18 protein-coding genes, 1 tRNA gene and 2 pseudogenes are annotated in these 19,778 nt (G+C 71.5%); 11 read left to right on the forward strand and 10 right to left on the reverse strand.

What is annotated here, in order from left to right:
• Nucleotides 1-9: 9 nt before the first annotated feature.
• The 3 genes from ACWDR4_RS07765 to ACWDR4_RS07775 all read left to right on the forward strand — a co-directional run bounded on the left by ACWDR4_RS07765 (nt 10) and on the right by ACWDR4_RS07775 (nt 2,897).
• Nucleotides 10-957, forward strand: coding sequence for an SMP-30/gluconolactonase/LRE family protein (locus tag ACWDR4_RS07765; RefSeq protein WP_450405215.1), 948 nt, complete (start codon nt 10-12; stop codon nt 955-957).
• Between the two features lie 133 nt (nt 958-1,090).
• Nucleotides 1,091-2,002: a YceI family protein gene (locus tag ACWDR4_RS07770; RefSeq protein WP_450405217.1), complete on the forward strand. Its 912-nt coding sequence runs from the start codon at nt 1,091-1,093 to the stop codon at nt 2,000-2,002.
• Between the two features lie 127 nt (nt 2,003-2,129).
• Entirely contained in the window at nt 2,130-2,897 is a 768-nt protein-coding gene (locus ACWDR4_RS07775) for an NPP1 family protein (RefSeq protein WP_450405219.1), read from the forward strand.
• 12 nt (nt 2,898-2,909) lie between these two features.
• Here the strand turns inward: ACWDR4_RS07775 and ACWDR4_RS07780 are convergent, their stop codons facing one another.
• A complete protein-coding gene (locus tag ACWDR4_RS07780; RefSeq protein ID WP_450405222.1) occupies nt 2,910-3,440 on the reverse strand; it encodes an excalibur calcium-binding domain-containing protein in 531 nt (176 codons plus the stop codon).
• Nucleotides 3,441-3,609: 169 nt separating this feature from the next.
• Here ACWDR4_RS07780 and ACWDR4_RS07785 point away from each other — a divergent pair.
• Nucleotides 3,610-3,683, forward strand: a tRNA-Pro gene (locus tag ACWDR4_RS07785).
• 317 nt (nt 3,684-4,000) lie between these two features.
• Here ACWDR4_RS07785 and ACWDR4_RS07790 read toward each other — a convergent pair.
• The gene (locus tag ACWDR4_RS07790) at nt 4,001-4,870 is read right to left on the reverse strand and encodes a UbiA family prenyltransferase (protein ID WP_450405224.1); all 870 of its coding nucleotides are present in this window, start codon (nt 4,868-4,870) and stop codon (nt 4,001-4,003) included.
• Between the two features lie 150 nt (nt 4,871-5,020).
• On the opposite strand from ACWDR4_RS07790, the gene ACWDR4_RS07795 reads away from it, so the two are divergent.
• The 3 genes from ACWDR4_RS07795 to ACWDR4_RS07805 are packed head-to-tail and all read left to right on the forward strand — an operon-like array spanning nt 5,021 to nt 7,687.
• Entirely contained in the window at nt 5,021-6,088 is a 1,068-nt protein-coding gene (locus ACWDR4_RS07795) for a type III polyketide synthase (RefSeq protein ID WP_450405227.1), read from the forward strand.
• Nucleotides 6,089-6,137: 49 nt separating this feature from the next.
• A complete protein-coding gene (locus tag ACWDR4_RS07800; RefSeq protein WP_450405230.1) occupies nt 6,138-6,677 on the forward strand; it encodes an isoprenylcysteine carboxyl methyltransferase family protein in 540 nt (179 codons plus the stop codon).
• A complete protein-coding gene (locus tag ACWDR4_RS07805; protein WP_450405232.1) occupies nt 6,674-7,687 on the forward strand; it encodes an NAD(P)/FAD-dependent oxidoreductase in 1,014 nt (337 codons plus the stop codon). Before ACWDR4_RS07800 ends, ACWDR4_RS07805 begins: the two co-directional genes overlap by 4 nt.
• Nucleotides 7,688-7,796: 109 nt before the next feature.
• Here ACWDR4_RS07805 and ACWDR4_RS07810 read toward each other — a convergent pair whose 3' ends face one another.
• The 6 genes and pseudogenes from ACWDR4_RS07810 to ACWDR4_RS07835 form a co-directional block, all read right to left on the reverse strand.
• Nucleotides 7,797-8,225 carry a hypothetical protein gene (locus tag ACWDR4_RS07810; RefSeq protein ID WP_450405235.1) on the reverse strand — a complete coding sequence of 143 codons (429 nt, stop codon included), beginning with the start codon at nt 8,223-8,225 and terminating at the stop codon, nt 7,797-7,799.
• Nucleotides 8,226-8,639: 414 nt separating this feature from the next.
• Entirely contained in the window at nt 8,640-9,473 is an 834-nt protein-coding gene (locus tag ACWDR4_RS07815) for a DUF1206 domain-containing protein (RefSeq protein ID WP_450405237.1), read from the reverse strand.
• A 157-nt stretch (nt 9,474-9,630) separates the two neighbouring features.
• Nucleotides 9,631-9,975, reverse strand: a pseudogene (locus ACWDR4_RS07820) (ribonuclease BN); the annotation flags it as partial.
• Nucleotides 9,976-10,063: 88 nt separating this feature from the next.
• Nucleotides 10,064-10,417 (reverse strand): annotated as a pseudogene (locus tag ACWDR4_RS07825) (alpha/beta hydrolase domain-containing protein); the annotation flags it as partial.
• The gene (locus ACWDR4_RS07830) at nt 10,303-11,592 is read right to left on the reverse strand and encodes an alpha/beta hydrolase domain-containing protein (RefSeq protein ID WP_450405240.1); all 1,290 of its coding nucleotides are present in this window, start codon (nt 11,590-11,592) and stop codon (nt 10,303-10,305) included. The gene ACWDR4_RS07830 and the pseudogene ACWDR4_RS07825, both read right to left, overlap by 115 nt.
• A gap of 126 nt (nt 11,593-11,718) precedes the next feature.
• Entirely contained in the window at nt 11,719-12,279 is a 561-nt protein-coding gene (locus ACWDR4_RS07835; RefSeq protein ID WP_450405242.1) for a hypothetical protein, read from the reverse strand.
• On the opposite strand from ACWDR4_RS07835, the gene ACWDR4_RS07840 reads away from it, so the two are divergent.
• Together ACWDR4_RS07840 and ACWDR4_RS07845 are read left to right on the forward strand one after the other, a co-directional pair.
• Nucleotides 12,239-12,742: a helix-turn-helix domain-containing protein gene (locus ACWDR4_RS07840; protein WP_450405245.1), complete on the forward strand. Its 504-nt coding sequence runs from the start codon at nt 12,239-12,241 to the stop codon at nt 12,740-12,742. The genes ACWDR4_RS07835 and ACWDR4_RS07840 overlap by 41 nt on opposite strands.
• A gap of 167 nt (nt 12,743-12,909) precedes the next feature.
• Nucleotides 12,910-14,538 (forward strand): S53 family peptidase, encoded by a 1,629-nt coding sequence (locus ACWDR4_RS07845; RefSeq protein WP_450405247.1) that lies wholly within the window; start codon nt 12,910-12,912, stop codon nt 14,536-14,538.
• 191 nt (nt 14,539-14,729) lie between these two features.
• Here ACWDR4_RS07845 and ACWDR4_RS07850 read toward each other — a convergent pair whose 3' ends face one another.
• Entirely contained in the window at nt 14,730-15,794 is a 1,065-nt protein-coding gene (locus tag ACWDR4_RS07850) for an Lrp/AsnC family transcriptional regulator (RefSeq protein ID WP_450405249.1), read from the reverse strand.
• A gap of 211 nt (nt 15,795-16,005) precedes the next feature.
• Here ACWDR4_RS07850 and ACWDR4_RS07855 point away from each other — a divergent pair, with 211 nt between their 5' ends.
• On the forward strand, nt 16,006-17,304 hold the full coding sequence (locus ACWDR4_RS07855) for an amidohydrolase family protein (protein WP_450405253.1): 1,299 nt from the start codon (nt 16,006-16,008) through the stop codon (nt 17,302-17,304).
• A complete protein-coding gene (locus tag ACWDR4_RS07860; RefSeq protein WP_450405255.1) occupies nt 17,304-18,875 on the forward strand; it encodes an AbgT family transporter in 1,572 nt (523 codons plus the stop codon). Before ACWDR4_RS07855 ends, ACWDR4_RS07860 begins: the two co-directional genes overlap by 1 nt.
• A gap of 23 nt (nt 18,876-18,898) precedes the next feature.
• On the opposite strand, the gene ACWDR4_RS07865 is transcribed toward ACWDR4_RS07860, so the two are convergent.
• On the reverse strand, nt 18,899-19,693 hold the full coding sequence (locus ACWDR4_RS07865; protein WP_450405258.1) for an alpha/beta fold hydrolase: 795 nt from the start codon (nt 19,691-19,693) through the stop codon (nt 18,899-18,901).
• Nucleotides 19,694-19,778 lie beyond the last annotated feature (85 nt).

A 19,778-nucleotide genomic window follows, 5' to 3' on the forward strand; every position in this document is an offset into this window, starting at 1 on the left:
CCGGAAACCATGATCCGGAACCACCCCCAGCCCTCCCGCCGCACCTTCCTCGGCGGCACCGCCCTCGCCACCCTCGGCCTGGCGACGGCCGGCGCCGGCACCGCGAGCGCCGCACAGCCGAAGGCCACCTGGCCGACCGAGTTCCAACTCCCCAACGCCTTCCTCCCCGAGGGCATCACCATCGGCGACAAGCCGTACGCCTACATGGGCTCACGCGCCAACGGCGCCATCCAGCGCACCGACCTGCGCACCGGCGAGGGCGAGATCCTCTACGCCGGCGGCACCGGCCAGATCGCCGTCGGCCTGAAGCTGGACCGCGACGGGCTGCTCTACATCGCGGGCAACACCGGGATCGCCCGGGTCGTCGACTCCCGTACCGGCGAACTCGTCGCCACTCACCAACTCACCGAGGCCACCGGCCACTTCATCAACGACGTCATCCTGCACAAGGACCGCGCCTGGTTCACCGACTCGCGCGACGCCGTCCTGTACGGCCTGCCGCGCGGTCGGTCCGGCGAGATCCGCGCCCTGCCGCTCACCGGCGACTGGACGCAGACCCCCGACGTGAACAACGCCAACGGCATCGTCGCCACCCCCGACGGCCGGGGCCTCATCGTCGTCAAGAGCACACCGGGCGAGCTGTACAACGTGAGCCTCAGGACCGGCTACGCCACGAAGATCACGCTGGTCGGCCAGGCGAGCGTCGTCAACGGCGATGGTCTGGTCCGCATCGGCCGCACCCTGTACGTCGTACAGAACCGGCTGAACCTCATCAGCGTGTGGGACCTCGACGCCGGGGCCACCACCGCCACCCTGCGTACCACGATCACCGACCCGCGCTTCGACGTACCCACCACGGCCGCCCGCTTCGGCAACCGGCTGTATCTGGTCAACGCGCGCTTCACGACGCCCCAGACGCCGGAGACGACGTTCAACGGCGTGGCCGTCTCCCTCTGACACGCGGGCGGAGCGGGCCTGTCCCGGATGCGGGTGTCTCGTTTTGAGACACCCGCATGTCCGTCGCCCGGTCCAAGATCGGAAATGAGCCATGGCCTCGTGGCTTCGACGGACGTAAGGAAAGGTGAGCCGTATGGCTTTCGCGCTGCTCAGGCGCCGGTGGTCCAAGGGGGCCGGGCAGGGCGGGGGTCTGACGCTGCCCCTGCCCGCGGGGGCCGGGGCGCTGAGCTGCGAGGTCCTGGACCCGCTGGGCCAGCCGATGGGCGGCGCCGACGTGACCGTGTCGGCGGTCGACATCCACCAGGTGACGGCTCGCGGTACGACGGACCCGTACGGCTTCTTCCTGGCGGTCCTGCCGCCGGGCCGCTACAGCCTGATGGTCGCGGCGGAGGGGCTGACGCCGTACCGCGAGACGGTCGAGGTCGTCGGCGACACGGTGCTCCCGACGGAGCGCGTCCAACTGGAGCCGGCCCGTCAGCTGGACCTTCCCTCGCCCGGCACCTGGCTCTTCGATCCGCCGCACACCGCGATCCGGTTCATTGCCAAGCACGTCGGGATGGCGCATGTGCACGGCCGGTTCGAGCGGTTCGAGGGCGGCATCCAGGTGGCCCGGCAGATGACGGACTCCAGGGTGTCCGTCCGGATCGACGCGTCGAGCATCACCACGGGCAACAGCACCCGGGACAACCATCTGCGGTCCGCCGACTTCCTCGACGTCGAGCGCTTCCCGTACATCGACTTCGCGAGCACGCGGTTCGCGTACCGCGGCGGCAGCAAGTGGACGCTGCAGGGCACGCTGACCATGCACGGGGTGACGCGTTCGATGGGGCTGGACACCACGTACCTGGGCACCGTGAACGGCGGCTACGGCGAGGAGTTGCGCTGCGCCGCCCTCGCCCGGGCCGAATTGCACCGCGAGGACTACACCCTCAACTGGCGTTCCATGCTGGCCCGTGGCATCGCGGTGGTCGGCCCGACCGTCCAACTGGAGCTGGACGTACAGGCGATGTACCGGACGCACGACACACCCACGCCGCCTGAGTAGCCGACTCGGACCGCCAAAACGTCTGCCGCACGCCCCTGAACCTTTCCTTCCGAGTGACCCATCCGTGATATGGGCATGCCAATCTGACCGAGCCCGCACCCGGACGTGGTCGATCAGGAGGCCCCCAGTGAACAGACGTGTGCGTATCCGCAGAGCTTCGCTCGTCATCGGCAGCGCGATCGCGCTGCTCGTCGCCTTTCCCGGCACCGCCCTCGCCGCCCCGCCCGGGGCCCTGCCGGCCAACGCGGACAGCACCGAGCAGACGTACCAACCGGCCTACGACTACGACACGGACGGCTGCTACTCCACCCCCGCCATCGGCCCCACGGGCACCCTCAACGGTGGCCTCAACCCGACCGGTGCCCTCAACGGGTCGTGCCGTGACGCCTCCGACCTCGACAACACCAACGGCTACTCCCGCTACAAGTGCAACAACGGCTGGTGCGCGATCATCTACGGTCTGTACTTCGAGAAGGACCAGGCCCTCGCGGGCAGCAGCCTCGGCGGGCACCGGCACGACTGGGAGCACGTGGTGGTGTGGGTGCAGAACAACGTGGCCCAGTACGTCTCGACGTCCAATCACGGCAGTTTCAGCATCTACACCCGGGACCAGGTCCGCTGGGACGGCACGCACCCCAAGATCGTCTACCACAAGGACGGCATCAGCACGCACTGCTTCCGGATCGCCAACACCAACGACGAGCCGCCGGAGAACCACAAGGGGACCTGGCAGTTCCCGCCGCTGGTGGGCTGGAACGGCTACCCGTCGGGCATCCGTGACATCCTGACCTCCGCGAACTGGGGCAGCGCCAACTTCGGCCTCAAGGACGGCAGTTTCAACTCCCACCTGGCTACGGCCATGCCGGCGGGCATCACCTTCGACCCGAACGCCTGACCCTCGCAGGGGTCACTCGCAGCCGACCCCGTCGCCGTCCCGGTCGAGATGCCGTCCGTAACCCGGATCGCCGACACGCACCGGGGCGGCACCGGCGGCGCGGGCCGCGGAGCAGTTGGCGTAGTACACGTCCTCGTCACCGGAGCCGGAGCCCCCGTCGGACCCGGCGACGGAGCCGGAGCCGGTGTCGGAGTCTGAATCCGTGTCGGTGTCGGCCGCCGGTTCGGCCGTCACGGTCCTGGTCGCCAACACCGTGACCGTGGGGGCGGGTTCGGGTTCGGGTTCGGGTGCGGCCGTCGCGGTGGCGGTGACCGTGGCGGTCGCAGTGGCCGTGGCGGTGACGGTGGCGGTCGGTCGCGGGTCGGCGGACACCGGGTCCTTGCCGTCGTCGCCGGTGCCTATGCCGGCGCCGATCAAGAGCGCCAGCCCGAGGGCGGGCAGGACGAATCTCTTGCGGGCCCATCTCGGGCTCTGCCGGTCCGGCACGGGACCCGGTGTCGGAGCCGGTTGCGGGGTGCCGGGTGTGTTGTACGGGTTGCTCATGGTCGTCCCCCTGGGTTGTGTTTCAGGTGGGACGACGGTAGTGCGGTGGATGAGACGGTAAGGGGCCCTTGATGCCTCGGTGACCGTTCCGTGACCGCTCGGAGGCATGGGTTGGTGTGCGGTAGGGTCTGTCTGTGCGATCACGCGGGGCAACCGCGGGTCGACGCACCGGGACGTGGCGCAGCTTGGTAGCGCACTTGACTGGGGGTCAAGGGGTCGCAGGTTCAAATCCTGTCGTCCCGACTTGAGAGAGTCGCGGGTCAGGGCCGGTTTTGGAGACATCCGAAACCGGCCCTGGGCCATTCTTGGGGACCAGTTGGGGACGCGTAGATGTTCATGGCCGAGCCGGGTGAACACCAGCTGGGCCACCATGCGACTGATCGCGTGGGTTCGCGGCGGTCCAGGCCGTGCCGATGCGACTGCGGGACGAGGTCGTCGGCGCCTTCACCGACGGCACCGAACCCCTCAACGGCCTGATCGTCTGACCACCCACGACCGGCCTCGGCATCACCGGCCACGCCGTCGTCACGACCGGGGACCGCACACGCGAGGCGGCGCGGTCAGGCGATCCCGGTGCCGCGCAGCAGCAGCAACGCCACGTCCACCACCGCCACGGCGACCGCCGCCGCGAACGCCGACCGCTCCCGGTGGCGTCCCAGCACCGTCCCCGCCACCGCGACCGGGCCGGCCACCGCGAGCGCCGCCACTCCCCAGTTGCCGGGTGGTCCGGCGGGCCCCAGCACCAGAACGGCGGACGCGGCCACCAGCGGCACCGGCAGCAGCAGCCGGGTGCCGTCCGGGCCCAGCCGGTGCGGCCATCCCCGTACGCCCGTCGCCAGATCTCCACGGATGTCCGGCAGTACGTCACCCAGATGGGCCCCGACCCCCAGGAGCGCCCCGGCGGTGACGACCCACCAGGCCGGCCACGGCTGCCCCGGCAGGCCCAGCGCCACGAATGCCGGGAGCGCGGCGAAGCCCACCGCGTACGGCGCCCAGGACCACGCTGTCGCCTTGAGTCGCAGGTCGTACGCCCACGCCGCCGCCACCCCGGCCAGGTGAACGGCGCCCGCCCACAGGCCACAGGCGAGCGAGAGCGGCACGCACAGTGCCAGTGCGGCGTACGCGGCCACCCAGACCTCCGTCACACCGACCGTGCCGTCGACGACCGGTTTGCCCCGGCGGCCGGCGGCGATGTCCCGGCGCGCGTCGAACGCGTCGTTGCACCAGCCGACGGACAGCTGCCCGGTCAGCACGGCGGCGGCGGTCAGGACACAACGCGCGGCGCTCTGACCGGCGGTGACGGCGAGCGCGGCCATCAGGGCGGTGACCGCCACGACCGGCCCGGGGTGGCAGGCCCCGGCCAGGCCGCCCACCCGTCCGGCCCAACTCGCCTCGGGGCCGCTGGTCGTCAACTGCTCGGGAGTGCCCACCCGGCCGATCGTAGGCGCCCGGGCCCCACCCGGCTCGAGCACGCACCCCCAGGGGCGAACGGCCGGACGGGCGATTCGTGGTGTCGAAGGCCAGGTCCAGGGAACACGTGGGAAGCAACTCACCCCAGTCGGTAACCGGACGGGAACCATATGACGCGGATCGCCGCCGTTCACGGTGCTCTCGCACCGCACCGTCACACCCAGTCCGAGATCACCGACATGGTGGCCCGCACCTGCCTGCCCGAGGGCACCGACCGCCGGGTTCTGGACCGGCTGCACCGCAGCGCGAAGGTCGGCTCGCGCCACATGACGCTGCCGCTCGAACGGTACGGAGAACTGGACGGATTCGGCGCCGCCAACGACGCCTTCATCGCCGCCGCCACCGACCTGGGCGCCCAGGCCGTCCGGGGCGCTCTGCACGCCGCCGGCCTGACCGCAGCCGACGTGGACCTGCTGATCTTCACCTCGGTCACGGGCATCGCCACCCCCTCGATCGACGCACGGCTGGCCGGCCGCCTCGGACTGCGGCCGGACGTCAAACGGCTGCCCCTGTTCGGCCTGGGCTGTGCGGGTGGCGCCGCCGGCCTGGCCCGTATGCACGACTACCTGCTGGGCCGGCCCGACCAGGTGGCGGTGCTGCTCTCCGTCGAACTGTGCTCGCTCACCTTCCAGCGCGACGACGCCTCCATGGCCAACCTGGTCGCCACCGGGCTGTTCGGCGACGGCGCCGCCGCGGTCGTCGCCTGCGGCGCGGACCGTCAGGCCCGCCCGGACGAGAACGCCGGCCCGACGATCGTGGACACCCGCAGCCACCTGTATCCGGACACCGGGCGCGTCATGGGCTGGGACATCAAGGACACCGGCTTCCAGGTCGTCCTCGACCCGCGGATCCCCGATGTCGTACGCCGTTACCTCGCCGATGACGTCGAGGGGTTCCTCGGCGACCACGGGATCAAGCCGAAGGACGTGACCGCCTGGGTGTGCCACCCCGGCGGCCCCAAGGTTCTGGAGGCCGTCACCGAGGCCCTCGATCTGCCTGACGACGCACTCGATGTGACCTGGCGTCACCTGGCCGACGTCGGCAATCTGTCCTCGTCGTCGGTGCTCCACGTACTGCGCGACACCCTGGCCGAACGCCGCCCGCCGCCGGGCACCCCGGGTGTGCTGCTGGCCATGGGGCCCGGCTTCGCCTCCGAACTCGTCCTGCTGCGCTGGTAGTTCGGGCCGCCGAAGGACCTCGAAGGACCGTCGAAGGACACAGGTACACATGATCTGGTACGGACTGCTGGTGGCCGCCGTCGCCGCCGAGCGCGTCGCCGAACTCGTCGTCGCCCGCCGCAACGAGCGGTGGAGCACCGCCCGCGGTGCGACCGAGACCGGGCAGGGCCACTACCCGGCCATGGTCGTCCTCCACACCGGCCTGCTGATCGCCTGCCCGGCCGAGGTGTGGCTGGCCGACCGGCCCTTCGTACCCGCCCTGGCCTGGCCGATGCTGGCCGTGCTGGCGGGCGCCCAGGCACTGCGGTGGTGGTGCATCCACACCCTGGGACCCCGCTGGAACACCCGGGTGATCGTCGTACCCGGTCTGCCGCTGGTGACCGGCGGCCCCTACCGCCGGCGGTGGCTGCGGCACCCGAACTACGTGGCCGTCGTCGCCGAGGGCGTGGCCCTGCCCCTGGTCCACACCGCCTGGGTCACCGCGACCGCGTTCACCGTGCTCAACGCCGCCCTGCTCACCGTCCGTATCCGCTGCGAGAACCGGGCGCTGGCCGCCGCGGCCACGCCGACCGCACCCGCTCCGGCGTGATCGACGTACTGGTGGCCGGTGGCGGACCCGCCGGTCTGGCCGCCGCCATCCACGCCGCGCTCGCCGGCCTGGAGGCCGTCGTCGTCGAGCCCCGGACCGGGCCCGTGGACAAGGCCTGCGGAGAAGGGGTCATGCCCGGTGGCGTTGCCGCGCTGCGAGCGCTGGGCGTCGAGGTCAGTGGCCGCGAACTGCGCGGCATCCGCTACATCGACGGCACGACCCGCGCCGAAGCGTCCTTCCGTGGCGACAGCGGGCTGGGAATCCGCCGTACGACGCTGCACTCCGCACTGCACCGGCGCGCTCTCGACCTCGGCGTGCGCGTGCTGCCGGGCAAGGTCGGCGAGGTGCGCCAGAACGCGGACACGGTCACCGCCGCCGGAACCACCGCCCGTTGGCTGATCGCCGCCGACGGCCTGCACTCCCCGGTGCGCCGCGGCCTGGGACTGGAGTTGCCGGGTGTCGCCCACGGCCGCTACGGACTGCGCCGGCACTACCGCGTCGAACCGTGGACGGACTTCGTCGAGGTCCACTGGTCCCGGCACGGCGAGGCCTACGTGACACCGGTCGGCGACGACCTGGTGGGCGTCGCGGTCCTCAGCCGCAGCCGTCGCGGGTACGACGATCACCTGGCCGCCTTCCCGGCCCTCACCGCCTCGCTGCGCGGCCCGGCCGCGACGGAGGTACGCGGCGCCGGACCGCTGCGGCAGCGGGTGCGGCGCAGAACCGCCGGCCGGGTCCTGCTTGTCGGCGACGCCGCGGGCTACCTGGACGCCCTCACCGGCGAGGGCATCGCCCTCGCGCTGGCGACGGCCGGGGCCGCCGTCCGCTGCCTGACCGCCGGGCGACCGGACGCGTACGACCGCACCTGGACCCGGCTGACCCGCCGCCACCGACTGCTGACCGGGACCCTGCTGGCCGCGAGCCGCCGTCCCGGCACCGCCCGCCTCATCGTCCCCGCGGCATCCCGGATGCCCCCGGTGTTCTCAGCAGCGGTCCACGCGCTGCAGTAGTTTCTGGCTGCGGCGGGCCTCCGGGCCACAGGACGAGACGATCAGGTCGTCCGGTGCGACAAGGCCGTCCGTGGGCCGCGACAGATCGCCGGGCGGCCGACCGGGATCGTCAGTGAGCGGCCCGGTGGCGGAACCAGTGGTCCTTGCGGCGGGGGTGTTCGGCCGGTCCGGCGGGGTCTGCCTCGTCCTCCTCCGCCTGCGCCGTCCGCGTGCGGGCGGTGTCGCGTTCGTTGGTCAGGCCACCGTGTTCCTGTTCGGTTGCGGCAGACTCGCGCGAAGACGGTTCGAGCCGGCGATGTGCAGGGCGTCTGCGGCGAGCGGTACGGCGTGTACCGGTCAGGATCAGGCTCAGCCCGAGCAGAGCCGCCGCCCCGACGACGATGCCGCAGAGGAAGAGGGTGCCGGTGGAGCCGGTGACATCGACTCCGAAGACCGAGAATCCGCCGCTGAACTCATGGGCGCTGCCGCTGTTGGAAAGAACGCCGGCGACGCCGATGACTACCGCGGCGACGAGAATGACGAGTCCGAGGATGATCATGGCGTGCTCCTGGGATCTGCTTCCTCTTTCCACGGTAGAGCCGTTCCGCCCGGCAGGCCACCGCCAGAGGTTGCGGCTACCCTGAAATTGAGGTAAGGGCGAGACCGGAGGACACTGGCACTACTGGGTGGACGACATCTGATCCGTCCATCCGCCACAACCCCGGGAGGCGTAGCACCATGGCCTTCTTCCTGGTTCCTCTCGGCTGAGCCGTCGCGCTGGTCGTCATCGGCGCCGTCGTCGACGGCACGCTGTATCTGCTCTCCACCGGTGTGCTGCTGCTCATCGCCGCCGTGCTGTACCTGCTTGTGCGCTCGGTATCGCGCTCGCGCCGTCGACGCCCGGCCCACTGAGGCATGGTGATGGATGGCGGGACCATCGCTCACATGCTCGGATCCGGCTTGGGCCACCGTTTTACAGTCGGCGCCAGCGGGCCGAGGCGAAGGAGAAGACGCCGAAGAGGATCAGCCCGATCGCGACGGCGACCAGAAGCCACGGCCCCGCCGGTGTCTGTGTGAAGCTACGGAGTGTGGCGTCCACACCCTTGGCCTCGTCCGGGTCGAAGCGGACGGCTGCCACCAGGATGAAGATCCCGGCCGCGGCGAACACGACGCCACGCGCCACGCCTCCGCCCACGCCGAGAGCGGTGACGACCTGCTTCGTACGGTGGTTCATGGTGGCGGTGTCCAGCTGCTTCAGGAAGCGCCGCAGGGCCGCCCGGACGGCGAGTACCGCGCCGATGCCGATCAGGAGGCAGCCCGCGGCTCCCACCAGTACCTGGCCGTACGACAGTTTGAGCGCCGATGCCGTCCCGTCCTGCGACTGTTCGTTGCCGCTGGAGCCCTGGCCGCCGCCGGCGGCGTACACGGCCGTGGTCCAGCAGACGAAGGCGTAGAAGACCGCCCGCCCGCCGTCGAGGACTCGTGAACCCGCCTTCCGCTCAGGGCCCCGGGTGAGGACCGCGCGGGTACCCCGCCAGAGCGCCATGGAGGCGAAGCCGACCACCATCGCCCACAGCATCACCTTCCCGAACGGCTGCTCCGCGACCTGGGCCAGCGCGCCCTGCCGGTCAGCCGATTCGCCTCCGCTGCTGAGGGCGATCTGCAGGGCAAGGGCGCCGATGAGGACGTACACCACGCCCCGTGCGACGAAGCCCGCCCGCCCCGCGGCGGTCAGCGTCTCGTTCTGGGTGGTACGGGCCGCGGACTTCACGGCCCGGCCGCGCCCTTGCGTGTTGGACGACGTCACGATGTCCTCCCCATGGCGTGGACGCGCGATACGCGCCCACCGCCCCCGAGTGCCCCGGGCCCGGGGCTTGATGCGCGCACTCGGCGAGCGAGGGCCGAGCGGTACCGGCCGGGTCACCGGTCGTCGTCCGGGGCGTCACCGGCGCGGTTGTCCGGCATCAGGGTTGTCGTCGCCGGGCCCGTTGTTTCAGGGCCGGTGTCACGCTGGGGAGTTCCTCGTGCAGCAGACGGCCCGCCAGCGCACCGCCGAACACGACGACGCCCACACCGACCAGCCAGGACTGGACGACCAGGACGGTTCCGAAGGGGCCGTAGGTGACGGCGCTGGATGCGATCAGTGGTGAGAACACGAGACGGGAGAAGGCCCGAAGACCGAACAGCCCGAGCGCCGTTGCCACCGCACCCGGCAGCAGGGCGCTCCAGGCGATCCGCCCGCCGAGCAGCGTCCGCTGTGACCACCAGAAGAACAGGACGGCGCTCAGTGCCGCGGCCAGCGCGCCGGCCGGCGAACGGCGCCACAGCGTGGCCCTGGCCGGGGGCGCGGGTGTTCCAGCCGGTGTAGGTGGCGAGCGGGACGGCCACCATGGGCGCGCGGACGCCCGCCGTCTCGTTGCCGTCGGAGTCGACGGCCGGGACCAGCACCGTGTAGCGGCGCGAGCGGTCCGCGACCGGCGGCACCGTCGAACGGTCCACCGCGTACAGCTCGTTGGGGCCGTGCGGGCGTAGTGCGGACGGTACGGCCGGGAAACGGCGCGACCATTCGTCCGGCGGAACCAGGGTGCCGTCGGCGACGGTGGGTACCGCGCTCGGCGGCGGTTCCACGCCCTCGCTCACCCAGGCGTCGAGGGCGTCCAGGACTGCGCGGAAGAGGGCGGAGGTGGCGACGACGTTCTCCGGGTGGTTGCAGATCCCCTTCGCGGGGGCGCCCGCCGTCGGATCGGCCACGTGCTGGCTCGACGACCAGAAGTAACCCCGTAGTTCGGGGGGAAGCCCAGGTCCTGGCCGTCCGTCGTCGTGTGCACCAGTGAGCCCCGGCGCTGCCAGTACTCCGTCGAGGTCTGGGTGTGGAGCACCTTCGGGTCGCTCGGGCGCTTCATGATCGCGTCGCGTTCGCCGGTGAGATGGTCCACCGTCTCCGCGTAGGCGAACGGGAAGGTGTCGGCCGCGCTGAGGTGGTCCTCGTACTGCTGGCCGCCCGGCACCGTCAGGTTGGTGAAGCGTTCGAGGCCCAGCCGGCCGGCGCCGGAGACGTGCGGGAGCAGCCCGTCGAAGACGCGGCGGCCTTCGAGGTCCTCGTTGAAGCCGAGGTGGATGAAGTCACGGATGGCCCGGCCTGTCTGCGAACGCCCCCAGCCGTAGGCGTAGTCGATGGGGCCGACGGGCTGTGCGGGGTCGTGGCGCAGATGGCTGACGAGATCGCGGACCGCCACCAGGCCCAGTCCCAGGACGAGCGGATCCTCGGCCTCGTAGGTGAGTTCGTAGATCCAGCCGGGGCGGAATCCGTCGTCGAGGTGAAGGTCCTGGCGGCTCGGGACCAGTGCTGTGGAGCGTCCCTTGAGGTCGCCTCCGCCTCCCTGTAGGCGGGCGAACCGCCAGGTCTCCGTGGGGAGTTCCTCCGGTGCGCTGTGTGAGTAGCGGCGCCGGGTCAGTCGCGCGTGGCGCACTCCCCGCTCGCTGACAGGGGACGATCTGGTGCTCGACCAGCGGGACAGCGGGAGCGACCCGGTGGGCTCCTCCACGATGAACTCGGCCGTCGTCAGACCCCGTACGGGCTCGCCGTCGTCCCGCCGCGCGACCGGCAGGTCCAGCAGCAGCCGTCCGTCGCCCGGCAACAGGTCGCCCTGCCAGGCGCCGAAGACGACCGTGTACCCGCGGCGCAGCAGAAAGCCGTTGCCCGCGTCGGCGAGTGTGCGGGGCCGGTTGGTGTGCGGGGCGTCGCAGAAGTACTGCACGGCCCGCTTGTTGCCGCGGTTGCCCCAGTCGAAGAACAGCCGGCGGCGCCCGCCGTCGACCGGCCGCAGGAGCTCGACGTCACCGCTGAAACGGACCAGGCCGGTGCTGTCGCGTGGCGCGAGGCCGAGGTCGGGGATCGCGTGGTGGGCGGGTGCTTCCGGGTCCACGGTGTAGTGGGCGGTCGCGGTGAGTACTTCGTGCGCCGGAGCCGTCGAAGTGATGGCCTTCGGCGAACGGTTCGCGGGTGTGCACCTCCAGCCGGACGAGCCGGGCGGCCGGTTCCGGCTGCGGACTCATCGGGCCGCCTCCTGAACTGCCGATGTGCGCCAGCCGAGTTCGGGCGCGATCAGGTGTCGTACGTCGTGCAGGATCTGTTCGTACTCCTCGCGATGGAACTCGTACGGCAGTTCCAGGCGCAGCTCGGACACCTCCGCGATCACCGGGTCGGCGGTGAGTTGTTCGAGGATCTGCTCGGCGGTGCCCACGACGTCCGGGGCGAACAGGATGCGCTTCGGGCCCTGGGGTGCGAGGGTCCGTTCGTGGCGGCTCGCCGCGTAGGCGCGGTAGCGGGCCCGGGTGGTCGCGTCGGCGCTGTCGAAGGGCACGATCACCCGGCCCAGGGCGACCCGTGGCTCATGGTCCCCGGAGAGGTTGCGACGGTACTCGGAGAGCAGGTTCAGCTGGGCCGTCGTGAAGTCGTCGGTGTTCTCGCCGGTGACGATGTTGCCGGACAGCAGGCCGAGGCCGTTCTCGGCGGCCCAGCCGGCCGAGCGCAGGCTGCGTACCGCCGTGGAGCGCCTACGTCGGCTGCCGTTGCCCGTCGAGCTGGTACGGACCCTGATCGCCCTCGGCACGGTCGAACGCCGTGCACGGCACCGGAGTTCGGCGCGGACCGTCCTCCGTGAGGCGGCGGAGACCGCGACACGGATCGGCGCCGCTCCGCTCGCGGCGCGGGCCCGGGACGAGCTGGTGCGGCTGGACGCCGGGGACCGCGGTGGTGAGGCGGGCGGGCCCGAACTCACCCCCACGGAGGCCAGGATCGCCGAACTGGTCGGCGGCGGGGCCACCAACAGGGAAGTCGCCGCACGGCTGTTCATCAGCGTCAAGACGGTCGAGGGCGCCCTCTCGCGGGTCTACCGCAAGCTCGGGGTCCGCTCACGCACCGCGCTCGCCCACGCGATGGCGGTCGCCGTCCTCGCCTCCGGCGCCGCCGTGGGATACGGCGACGACGACCAAGGGGGGCCCGTGGCACAGGAGGTGACGGTCAGTCAGCCGGGCCGTCTGCGGGCGTCCCGCTCGCTCGACGCACGCCGCTGACCCGACCTCCGCCGTCGGCACGACATGCGCAGTTAACACGGAGAGCAAGGGTTCCCCCGCTTATGGGGGAGGGGCCGCCGTTCCTACGGTGAAGCCGTTCCGCTTTCGGGACAGCACCCCCACTCCTCACCCCCCACCCTGCACCCCCCACTCCTCGGAGGACGTCAGTGAAGTCACGTCTGAAACTGCTCGGTCTGGTCGCCGCACCGGTCCTGCTCGCCGCCGCCGTCCCCACCGCCTACGCGGCCGACATCGCCCAGCCGCACACGACTCGGGCGGCCGTCACCGGAGACGTCCTCAAGGGCCTGAACCAGCACGCGACCCGCACCGGCAAGGTCGCCGCCGGGAAGCGCATAGCGGTGGCGATCAGCCTGGCCCCCAGAAACGACAAGGCGCTCGACACCTTCGTCGCCAAGGTCAGCGACCCGAAGTCGAGTTCCTACGGCCACTATCTGACGAAGAGTCAGTTCGCGGCCCGCTTCGGCCGGACCGACGCCGAGGTCAAGCAGCTCAAGGACTACCTGCGCGCTCAGGGCCTCACCGTCGGCAAGGTCCACTCGGGCAACCTGCTCGTCGACGCCAGCGGCACCGCCGCCCAGCTGGAGAAGGCCTTCGGCACGAAGCTGTCGACCTGGAAGGACACGGCGTCGGGACGCTCGTTCTACGCCAACGACGCCGCGCCGACCCTGCCGTCCTCCGTCGCCGCCCTGGTGAGCGACGTGGCCGGTCTCAACAACCGCGTCCAGCTGCACCACCAGTCGACTTCCCGTGTCGCGCCCCGCAACGGCCCGGGCGGCGGCTACACCCCGGCCCAGCTCAAGGGCGGCTACAACGTCTCCGGCACCTACACCGGCAGCGGCCAGAAGATCGCGCTGCTGGAGTTCGACGGCTTCCAGCAGTCCAACATCACCAAGTACGACACCAACTACAGCCTGGGCTCGCCCACCCCGACCGTGTCCAAGGTGGACGGCGGCTCGGGCGCGCTCGGCGACGGCCAGGTCGAGGTCGAGCTGGACATCGAGGTCCTGCACGCCATCGCCCCCAAGGCGAACGTCACCGTCTTCGAGGGCCCCAACTCCGACGCCGGCGAGGTCGACACGTACCAGGCGATCGTCGACAGCGGTATCCCGACCACGTCGATCAGCTGGGGCGCCGCCGAGAGCGCCCGCACCACCTCCAACATCAACGCCGTGGACGCCGTCTTCAAGGCGGGCGCCGCCCAGGGCCTCGGCTTCTACGCGGCCTCCGGCGACGACGGCTCCGACGACGCGGGCGACGGCGGCACCTCCGTCGACTACCCGGCCAGCGACCCGTACGTGACCGGCGTCGGCGGCACCAAGCTGACCGTCACCTCGGCCAACGCCTTCAGCAAGGAGGTGGCCTGGTCCGGCGGCGGTGGCGGCAAGTCGACCGTCTTCAAGATCCCCAGCTGGCAGACGGCCGTCCAGAAGAGCGCGGGCGGCGGCTACCGCCAGGTCCCGGACGTCTCGGCGCACGCCAACCCCAGCCCCGGCGTCTCGATCTACTCGCAGGGCTCCTGGTCCTCGGTCGGCGGCACCAGCGCGGCGGCCCCCGAATGGGCGGCCTTCGCGGCCCTCTACAACCAGCAGGCCGCGGCGGCCGGCGAGGCCAACCTCGGCTTCGCCAACCCCGCCCTCTACACGGCGAGCGGCACCGGCTTCCACGACATCACCAGCGGCAGCAACGGCGCCTACTCCGCCGCCACCGGCTGGGACTTCACCACCGGCTGGGGCTCGTACAACGCCGCGACCTTGGCAACCAAGCTCCTCGGCTGACCCAGCCGACCGAACACGACAGCGCGGGCCGGGACGACTCCCGACCCGCGCTGTCGGCGCCCCCAAAGGGGCGCGGGGAACTGCGCGACCAGCCACAACGGCGCCGCAGCGAACCGACAACGGGGAACTGCGCGACCAGCCACAACGCCGCCGCAGTGAACCGACAACACCGAGCGGCACCCAGCGGAGCGTCACCCCTGCGGATGCCGCAACGGCACCACCCCCACGCACCGCCCGTCCCGGTCCAGCAGCCGCCCCATGTGCTTGACCGTCCGCAGCACCACCGAGCGGTCGTCGACCGTGAGGCGGGGCAGCTGCCGGGACAGATGGGCCTCGAAGTCGTGGACGTCGTGCAGGTCGCGCAGCCACACGTCGATAACCAGGTTGTGCGGGCCCGCGGTGATCGCACACGAGCGGACCTCGCGCACCCCGGACAGCGCCCTGCTCGTCTCCGCCACGAACTGGCCCGGCACCGAGGCGAAGTACACGGCCGACAGCGGCCAGCCCGACAGCGGCCGGGCCAGATCGCAGCGCAGGCTCAGCCGTGAGGTGAGCAGCGACTGGAGTCTGCGCCGCACCGTGGTGAGGCTGGCGTCCGTCGCCACCGACAGGTCCCGCAGCGACAACCGGCCGTCCGCGCTGAGCAGCTCCAGGAGATGGGCGTCGAGGGAGTCCCAGCCGGACTCGCCCGCGAGCGCGGGCCGGCAGGGCGCGGGCAGCGCCGCCTCGATACGGGCGCTCTGGACGGCGTCCAGGCTGCGCAGCCGCCACCGGCTGCCCTCCGTAGGGAGGCCGGTCGACACATGGGTGCGGGTCGCCCGTACCCCGGGGGTCCGTTGGAACAGCAGCGTGGTGAGGTGCGCCAGTTCGTCCAGGCTCCGGGTCACCACGGACGCCACCAGATCCCGGCCGCCCGCCGTGAGCTTGATGTTCGTCACCGCCGGATCCGCCGCGAGGGCCCGCGCCACGTCCTCCGCCGTGCCCGGCCGGGTGTCCACCTCGACCACGGCCGTCACCACGATCCGGGAGTTCGACAGCCGGGGGTAGGCGGTCACCCACGCCAGACCCGCCTCGGTGAGCCGGTTCCAGCGGCGGGCGGCCGTGACCGGGTTTACCCCGAGAACCTCGCCGACGAGTTTCCACGGCGCCCTGGGATGGATCTGCAGGGCGTGGACGACTCCGCGGTCCAGCTCATCGAGTTCGTCGGGCCCGTCGACTTCCACGGCTTCCACGGCGGCGGAATCCTGCACCCCCATGGGCGGCACATCCCTGCGCACGCCCGGGGAATCGGACGTGAAATCTGCGTCGTGACACGGCGTACTTCCGCGCATCCCACACTCCCTTCTCCTGACCCCGGCCGGTCCTGACCCAACCGCTTCCGACCCAGCTGTTTCCGACCGTCCTGACCGTCCTGACCGTCCCCACAGTTCCCGACCGTTTCCGACCACAGAGGAGTGACCGCATCCGATGACGAACGCCACGGCCCCCGAGGCCCCCCGCACCGCCCTGCGGATCCACCATGCCCGGCTCATCGACGGCACCGGCTCGGCCCCGGTGGACGACGCCGTCGTCATCGTCGACGCCGAAGGAACCCTCACCTACGCGGGAGCCGCCGCGACGGCGCCCACGGCTCCCGGGAATGCTTCCCCGGTCCGTGAGATCGACGCGGGTGGCCGTACCGTACTGCCCGGCTTCTTCGACTGCCACGTCCACCTCGCCTACGCGCAGGGCTCGCCCCCCGGCCGCCGCGCCGAACTCGACCCCGTCCTGGTCACCCTGGACACCGCCGGGCGGCTGCGCCAGACCCTCGACGCGGGCATCACCAGCGCCCGCGACCTGGGCGGACTGAGCGCGGGCTACCGTACCGCCGTCGAGACCGGCCGGATCGTCGGCCCCCGGCTGCACACGGCCGTACGGATCATCAGCCACACCGGCGGCCACGCCGACGTACGCCTCCCCGACGGCACCGACCTCAGCGCCGGGATGTCCGAGATCGCCGACACGGCGGACGAGGCCCGGCTGGCCGTGCGCCGGGTGCTGCGCGAGGGCGCCGACCTGGTGAAGATCTGCGCCACCGGCGGCATGGGCAGCCCCTACGACCAGCCCGACGACGAGGGCCTCCTGGAGGAGGAGATCCGGGCCGTCGTCGACGAGGCCCGGCGGCACGGCGGCAAGCCGGTCGCCGCCCACGCCCAGGGCAACGCCGGCATCCTCAACGCGCTGCGGGGCGGTGTGACCAGCATCGAGCACGGCTACGGGCTCGACGAGCAGGCCCTGTACATGGCGGGTGAGCAGGGCACCTTCGTCGTGCCGACGCTGTCCACCGTGTACGCCGGCATCAACAAGGACACGATGCCGGACTACCACTACCAGAAGAAGGTCCGCTGGTCCGGGCTGACCAAGGAGAACATCGCCCGCGCCATCGAGTACGGTGCCCGGATCGCGCTCGGCACCGACGCCGCCGTCGGCCCGCACGGCGTGAACCTGATGGAGCTCAGCTACCTGGTGGACCTCGGCATGGACCCGATGGACGCCATCGTCGCCGGCACCCGCACCTCCGCCGAGCTCCTCGGAGTGGCCGACCGGCTGGGCACCCTCACCGTCGGCCGCACCGCCGACCTGATCGTCTGCGACGGCGACCCGCTCACCGACATCGGCGTCCTCGGCGATCCCGCCCGCATCGTCTGCGTCGTCCAGGACGGCGTCGTACGCAAGGACCTGCTCGACCTCTCCCTCCCAGCCGCCCCGACCGGAAGGCAACCGTGATGTCCTCACTGACCGACCTCCCAGCACCGGACAGCAAGTCCCCGGAGACCGGCCGGCCGAGCGGCCTCGACCGGGTGCTCTCCCTCATCGAACGGGTCGGCAACGCCCTGCCCAACCCGATAGTCCTCTTCGCCGGGCTCTTCCTGCTCCTGGCGGCCGTCTCCACGGGCCTCGAACTGGCCGGGGTGTCCGTCAAGGTGCCCGGCACCGACGAGACCAAGCACATCACCGGGCTCTTCAGCGGCGACGGCGTGCGCTGGCTGGTGGAGAACCTCATCGTCAACTTCGCCACGTTCCCGCCGATCGGCGCCGTACTCGTGCTGATCATGGTGGTCGGGCTCGCGGAGAGGACCGGTCTGCTGGAGACGGTGATGCGGGCCACCCTGGCGAGAGTGCCGCGCCCGGTGCTCCCGTACGCGGTGGCGCTGATCGCCAGCCAGGCGCACATGATGAGCGACGTCGCCGCCATCGTGCTGCCGCCGCTCGCCGCCCTGGTCTTCAAGAGCGCCGGACGCCATCCGGTCGCGGGCCTCATCGGCGGCTTCGCCTGCGTCACCGCGGGTTACGCCGCCGGGTTCACCATCGGCTCGCTCGACGCCCTCTACGTGGGCATCACCCAGCAGGCCGCCTCCGTGCTCCCGGCCGCCGAGGGCCTCGACATCCATCTGCTGATCAACTACTTCTTCACCGCGACCAGCAGCCTCGTCCTCGCGGCGGTCGGCGGTTTCCTCATCAGCCGCGTCCTCGAACCGCGCCTGGGCACGTACGAGGCCGGTGCGGACGAGCCCGAGCAGCAGGACCTCACGCTCACTCCCGTCCAGCGCCGGGGGTTCCTGTACACCGGCCTGGTCGTTCTCGCCTACCTGGGCGGGGTGCTGGCCCTGTGGCTGCCGGCCGGGGCTCCGCTGCGCGGCGAGGGCGGGGCCTTCGTGCCCTCGCCTTTCCTCTCGGGCATCGTGCCGGTCCTCTTCGGCGCCTTCCTGCTGGCCGGGCTGACCTACGGCTTCACGGTGAAGAAGCTCACCGGCGCGGAGGACGTGGCGACGGCCGTCACCGAGTCCGTGAAGAGCATGTCCGGCTACCTCGTGATGATGTTCGTCGCCGCCCAGGTCATCGCCCTGTTCACCTGGTCGAACGTCGGTGTGCTGCTCGCGGTGAAGGGCGCCGCCCTGTTCCAGTCCATGGGCGTGACCGGCTTCTGGGCGATCATCGTGTTCGTCCTGCTGGTCTCCTGCCTCAACCTGTTCATCCTCTCCGGCTCCGCCCTGTGGTCGCTGGTGGGGCCGGTCTTCATCCCCGCGTTCATGCTGATGGGGATGAGCCCGGCGCTCACCCAGGCGGCCTTCCGGATCGGGGACTCGGCCACCGGCGTCATCACGCCGATGAACCCCTACCTGTTCCTGATCCTGGCGATGCTCCGCCAGTACGAGCCGGACGCCCGCCTCGGCACACTGATCTCCCGGCTCGCCGTGTTCGTGGTGCCATTCATGGTGATCTGGCTGGTGATCCTCGGCATCTTCTACGGCTTCGACCTGCCGCTCGGCCCTGGCGCGCACATCGGCTTCCCGTGATCGTGGCGCGGGGCTGCCGCCGATCAGCCCCGCGTCGCCCATTCCCGGACCACCTCGGCGAACTCGTGCGGCAGCTGCTCCGGGACGGGCACGTGCCCGCCCGACAGCACCCGGGTCTCGCAGCCCAGCGCGGCGGCGAACTTCTCCAGGCCGGGCAGGGAGTAGTGGTCGCCGGGGGCGCAGACCGCGAGGGTGGGGGCGGTGACGTACGGCAGCCGCTGGTCCATGGCGTACCGCCGGACCGCCTCATGGCCCTCCTCGACCCGGTCGAGGACGGTCAGGGCGTCCACCATGAAACGGTTGAGGGCGGCCTCCTCGCCTTCCCGGTAGAAGCCGCGGCGGTGGTTCCACAGCTCCGTGAGGTGCGAGCCGTCGGGCCTGGGGACGACATGGTCGATCTGCTTGCGCTCACCCGCCGTACGCCGCTTCTCCTCGTCGACGAACGGCGTCGCGGACAGCAGCAGGCCGGCGACCCGGTCCTGATGACGGGCGGCGAGTTCCACCGCGATCACCCCACCGGTGTGGTGCCCGACGAGATGGAACCGCTCCAGCCCCAGCGCCTCGATGAGCGCGTCGGCGGCATCGGCGAACCGCTCGATCGAATGCGGCCCGTCGGGCTTCGCGGAGGCGCCGTAGCCCAGGGTGTCCATGGAGATCGCCCGGTGCGTGGCGCCGACCAGCGGCAGCACGTCGAGGTACTCGGTCCAGGAGCGGGGGGTCTGGTGCAGCATCAGTACGGGTTCGCCCGCGCCGCACTCGACGTAGTGCAACTGGCCGAAGGGGCTGGGCGCGTAGCCCTTCCGCAGGGTGTTGGTCATCGGTGACCCGCCTTTTCCGAGAGTGGGTTGGTGGTGCGTTGTCGGCTGCGGGTGCGTCGTGGCTGGTCGCGCCCACGCGGCGGTA

The organism is Streptomyces sp. NPDC000878, from assembly GCF_053599695.1.